Below are 5,160 nucleotides of genomic sequence, written 5' to 3'. Positions count from 1 at the left end.
ACCTCCTGGAGCGGGCCGTGCGCCGCGAACCGGGCAATGCTGAGGCTTGGTACCGGCTGGGCCGGGTTCGTTCGGTGCTCCTGCAGGACGTTCCTGGATCGGTGGCGCCGCTGCAGCGTGCCGTCGCCCTCGACCCGCGTCACGCCCGTTACTGGCTCGACCTCGGCCTTGCTTACCAGTACATGGGCGATTCCGCCGGGCAGAGCCGCGCCGTCGCCAATGCCGTCCGCCTCGACTCGCATGATCCTGACATCGCCTGGGAGGCCGGCAATTTTTATCTCATCGCCGGCGACACCCGGAACGCGCTCACGCTTTTCCGCGCCACCCTGGAGGGTGACCCGACCTTCCGCCACGAGAGCAGCGCCATCCTCCTCAGCTTGCGCGCCACCAACAACGACTTCCTCCGCGTCCTCGATGAGGTCTTGCCCCGCGATCCGCGCTTTTACCTCGATCTCGGAACGCTGGCGGTCAACGCCAATCGCCTCGACGCCGCCGACCAGATCTGGTCTCGCATGATTTCCCTCGGCATGCACGTGAACGTGCAATCCGCCGCCCGCTACTTCGCCTCGCTCATCGAGCGCAATGATTCGACGCGCGCGCGTTCCGCCTGGAACGACCTGGCGAAAATCGCCCCCGAACTCCAGCCCTACAGCTACTCCGATAACCTGGTGGTGAACGGCCGTTTCGAGAACAACGTCCTGAATGCCGGCTTCGACTGGCACTACAACCGCAATGATGCTGCCCCGCTGGAAATCGACAGCGCCGGCGTTCACGGCGGCAATCACGCCTTGATGATCAGCTTTACCGGTCAGCCCGTCCAGGACCTCGGATTGCGCCAAATCATCCCGGTCCAAGGCCTCGAGTGTTACCAGTTCTCCGGCTTTCTTCGGACCAGCGAACTGGAAGGCGTCGGTGGTCCGCAGTTTCGATTGAGTGATCTGAAAACCGGCCACGCTTACGCCCAACTCGGCACTGCCCCTGGCACCCATGGCTGGGAGGAGCGCCGCCAGACCTTTCGCACCGATCCCGCAACTCATTTTCTGGAACTGCGCATCCTTCACGACCGGCCGGAAACCACCGTTCGCGGGCGTGCCTGGGCCGATGATCTGCGCCTCGAGCGCGTTCCCCAGGAGGCATGCCGGTGAACACCACCCAGGTATCAGTCGTCGTTCGGCAGGCCTCAACCCGCTCCACCTGGCCTGATTCCGATCAGTCCACCGTCTGGGACAAAGTGCTGCTTGCTGGACTGGGCATGGTCCTTGTTTTTTCCGTGCTCTTGTTCGGCAGCACTGAGCCGTGGTCGGAATTCATTCTTCAGTGCGGAGCCGCCACTCTGTTTCTGCTCTGGGCGGTGCGCCGCGGTGTGGATGGCAGCTTGGAACTGCGTTCCAGCCCACTCTACCTGCCGGTGCTCGCCTTTGCTGTCCTGGTCGCGGTGCAGTTGCTGGCCGGCGTTTCCGCCTACCCTTACGCGACCCTCCAGGAGTCTCTCCGTTACCTCGCCTATGGCCTGCTGATGTTTGTCGCCACCCAGTGCTTCCGCAATCGCGAGCAGGTTCAGCGTTTCGTCAGCGGGATGTCCTTCTTCGGCTTCCTGCTGGCGGTTTTTGCCATCGTTCAGGGGATGACCTGGAATGGAAAGCTTTACTGGGTGCGGCAACCCCGCTTTTCGGCTTGGTCCTATGGCCCCTATGTCAATCACAGCCACTGGGCGGGCCTGATGGAATTGCTGACGCCGCTGCCGTTGGCTCTGATGATGAGCCGCCGCACCAGCCTTGCCCACAAGCTGCTGCTCGGATTTGCCAGCCTGATCATGGCAAGCACCATTTTCCTCTGCGGGTCCCGTGGCGGCATGGCCGCATTTGCAGTTCAGGTCATCCTCGGATCAATCCTGTTCTTGCTCCGCGGGCGCTCCAGCGAGCGTCTTCGTGACCTCGCCATCCTCGCCGTCATCGGTGTCGTTTTCCTTGCCTGGGTGGGAGGATCTCGCGTCGGCGATCGCATTGAAAGCGCCTATTCCGCTGACGGCGGCACCATGGGCAATACCCTGGATGCCCGCTTCCGTTTCGCGCTCTTCAAGGACACTCTCTCCATGGCCAAGGCCCGCCCGATCGCGGGATGGGGACTGGATTGCTTCACTCGGGTCTTTCCCATGTTTCAGACTTTCTATACCGATCGCTTCGTCAATGCCGCCCACAATGACTACCTTCAGTTATTGGCGGAGACCGGGGTGATCGGATTCGGCATCATGCTGTGGTTTTTGGTCGCCATGTTTCGTTCCGCGCTGCGGCGTCGCGTGCCCCCGGGATTTGTTTCTTCCGCCAAGCTGGCGGCGTTCGTCGGATGCGCCGGCATTCTGGCGCACAGCCTGGTGGATTTCAACATGCATGTCACTGCCAACGCCGCCATGTTTTATGTGCTCGCGGCACTGGCCGCCGCCGAAAATGTTGACGGCTCTTCGCCGGCGTCGCTCCATGACCGTGGTCCAATCCTGGTGCACGACGCCACACTCGGCTGATTGCTGGTGGAGAATTGGGAAGTATCTTGAGTCATAGCGGGGCCGCCAAATCGTCGCTCGGGGTCGAGCTGCAAATGCTGCTCGCCGCCGCCGGCGCGGCTCCGCCTCCCGGCGTATTGGCCGAGCAGTGTGCCTCCATCGATTGGCAAAGCCTGCTGGCGATGGCGCGCTTCCACGGCCTCGAACCCCTGCTCTTGCAGCTCTTGGAACCGTTGCCGGAAGGACTTGTCGCCGGCGATGTGCTCGACGCGCTGCGGACATCCTCGCGAACCATCGCCGTGAAGAACCTGGCGCTGGCTTCGGAACTGCTTCGGGTCTCGCTCCAGTTTCAGCGCCGAGGCATCGAGCACCTTGCCTACAAAGGCCCGCTGCTCGCCTCCGCGCTCTACCCTGGCTTGGCCATGCGGGTTTCCAACGATCTCGACATCCTGGTGCGCAAGCCGCAGGTCGAGGCAGCCTCTGCCGCGTTGTTGGAACTCCGTTACTTCGACAAAAGCGGCTTCTCCGCCGTCCAGCGTTCCGCCGCCGTTCGCTATGGCTTTGAGCACACGTTTCGCAATCCTTCTGGAATCGATGTTGACCTGCATTGGCGGCTGGTGCCAGCTTTCGTCTCGCCCTCCTTGGACGAAGAACTTTTCTTTCGCAGGGCGGTCGCCGGAAACTTGTGCGGCCAATCCGTCATGACCTTCTGCCCGGAAGACCTGTTGTTCGTACTCTGTCTTCATGCCGGGCAGCACGAGTGGGCGCAACTCAGCATGTTTTCCGACCTGGCGCGCGTTTTCCGGCTCTATCCGGAGTTGCGTTGGGAAATCATTCGCCCCCACCTCGCCGACGCCAATACCATCCGCACCATCCTGGTCTCGCTGTGCTTGCTCCGCCAGCATTGGAAGATCACGCTGCCCGGCGATATCGAGTCAGCGATTCACGCTGACTCGCAGGTGCGGGAAATTGCTGATACCGTGCTGGCAAAGTTCTGGTCCTGCCGGCATCCTCTCTCCAGCGATGCGTCGTTTGCCTGGATGCTGCAGCGGACCAAACATGAACCCGGCATGGCCCGTTTGCGGTATCTAGCGGGCATTGCTCTCAATCCTACGGAGGCTGATTACGCTGCCTTCAGGCTCCCGCGTCAGCTTGCGGTGTTGTACCCTCTGTTGAGAAGTGTTCGACTCGCCTTCAAGCGCGGCCGGTTGGCTCCGCGCCACAACGTGCAGAATGATTGATCAGGTCGAAACCGCTTTCGAAACTCGCCACGCGCAGCCCTCTTTGCAGCGCCACGGCCGGACCTACTCGCTTTTTGGCTTGGCCATCAGCTCCGCCGTCCCTCTACCCTGTCCGGAACTGCACGGACACAGCATGGCCCCTGATATCGAGTTATATGAGGCTTCGGAGCGCCAGATCTCTTCTTTCTTTACCGGTCCGCCCACCACGATTGACGTCAATGATTTCTGGAAATGCCACCTATTCGCCGACGGCGCGACGTACGCATGCTGGTGCAATCGTTTCGAGTTCGCCGTTTCTGGCGATGGCCGCCGCGTGCTCTGGCGCAAGCTTGTCGAAGTTCCCAACGAAGTCCTGTTCACCTATCTGCTCGGACATGTCATGTCGTTCTGCCTGCTCGCGCGCGGGCTGGAACAACTCCACGCCACTGCCGTCGTCATTGACGGCGCTGCCATCGCCCTGCTCGGTGGCTGCGGATTTGGCAAGTCCACTCTCGCCGCGGCGCTGTTGTCTCGCGGCTATCCGCTGCTGACCGACGATGTTCTCGTCCTCGAATTCCAGGAGCGCACCGTGCTGGCATGCCCCAGCCTGCCCAGGGTCAAGCTGATGCCGGAATCGGCGCCCGAACTCTTCCATGGCCTTCAGGCAATCCCGATGAATCACCTGACTGGCAAACTCATCTTCGAACTGAAGCCGGCCCAGCATTTCGCGCAGAAAATTCCTCTGCGTTCCATCTACATGCTTCCGAGAAGACCGGCCTCCAGTTCCACGATCTCCGTGCGCCGCGTTCGTGGCCGAGCCTCGTTTCTGCCCCTCATCCGCAACTGCTTCAACGATACCGTCACCCGCCCGGAACGTCTGAAACAGCAATTTGTCTTCGCCACCCGGGTCGCGGCATTGGTTCCGATCAAGCGCCTCTCCTATCCCAAGCGCCTCGATCTGCTGCCCTCCGTCGTCGATGCCCTCGTCGCCGATGCATGCCGGGAGTCGAAACGACATGAGTAGACTTGTCGCCCTGTTCCACCGCGACGGCCGCCCAGCGGATGCAATGCAGATTCAACGGATGATCGCTCCGGTGCGGCGTAGCGCTGCCGTCGGCCCGCGAACGTGGATCGGCGGCGTCGCCGCCCTGGCCTACCAATGTTTGCGAGACGAATCGCATGCTACCGATCTGCAGCCGGCCGGTGCTGGCGAACTTGCGCTTTGTTTCGACGGCCGCCTCGATAATCGCGAAGAACTGGCCGGACATCTTGCCTCGGACGTCCGCGATCCTCTGACTACCCGCTCGGATGCAGACCTGGTCCTCGCCTGCTACCGCCATTTCGGTGAGTTCTTCGCAACGCACTTAAACGGAGACTTCGCACTCGCTTTATTCGACGGACGCGAACGACGTCTTCTCCTGGCGCGAGATCGCATGGGAATCT

5 protein-coding genes are annotated in these 5,160 nt (G+C 61.7%); all 5 read left to right on the top strand.

Translation table 11 applies throughout. The features are described from left to right. On the top strand, positions 1-1,145 hold a 1,145-nt coding region (locus VFI82_05655), incomplete at its 5' end, for a tetratricopeptide repeat protein (GenBank protein ID HET7184148.1). Then, entirely contained in the window at positions 1,136-2,518 is a 1,383-nt protein-coding gene (locus tag VFI82_05650; protein ID HET7184147.1) for an O-antigen ligase family protein, read from the top strand. The genes VFI82_05655 and VFI82_05650, both read left to right, overlap by 10 nt. A 26-nt stretch (positions 2,519-2,544) precedes the next feature. After that, the gene (locus VFI82_05645) at positions 2,545-3,738 is read left to right on the top strand and encodes a nucleotidyltransferase family protein (protein ID HET7184146.1); all 1,194 of its coding nucleotides are present in this window, start codon (positions 2,545-2,547) and stop codon (positions 3,736-3,738) included. Then, positions 3,731-4,741: a hypothetical protein gene (locus tag VFI82_05640; protein ID HET7184145.1), complete on the top strand. Its 1,011-nt coding sequence runs from the start codon at positions 3,731-3,733 to the stop codon at positions 4,739-4,741. The genes VFI82_05645 and VFI82_05640 overlap by 8 nt, the downstream gene beginning before the upstream one ends. Then, on the top strand, positions 4,734-5,160 hold a 427-nt coding region (locus tag VFI82_05635), incomplete at its 3' end, for a hypothetical protein (protein ID HET7184144.1). The genes VFI82_05640 and VFI82_05635, both read left to right, overlap by 8 nt.

The sequence above is a fragment of the Terriglobales bacterium genome, from assembly GCA_035691485.1.
Lineage (GTDB): Bacteria > Acidobacteriota > Terriglobia > Terriglobales > Acidobacteriaceae > JAIQGF01.
This window is presented reverse-complemented; position numbering and strand designations above follow the sequence as displayed.

Coding starts and splice junctions, on each gene's coding strand:
- VFI82_05650 (HET7184147.1), top strand. CDS start 1,136: ATGCCGGTGAACACCACCCAGGTATCAGTCGTCGTTCGGCAGGCCTCA.
- VFI82_05640 (HET7184145.1), top strand. CDS start 3,731: ATGATTGATCAGGTCGAAACCGCTTTCGAAACTCGCCACGCGCAGCCC.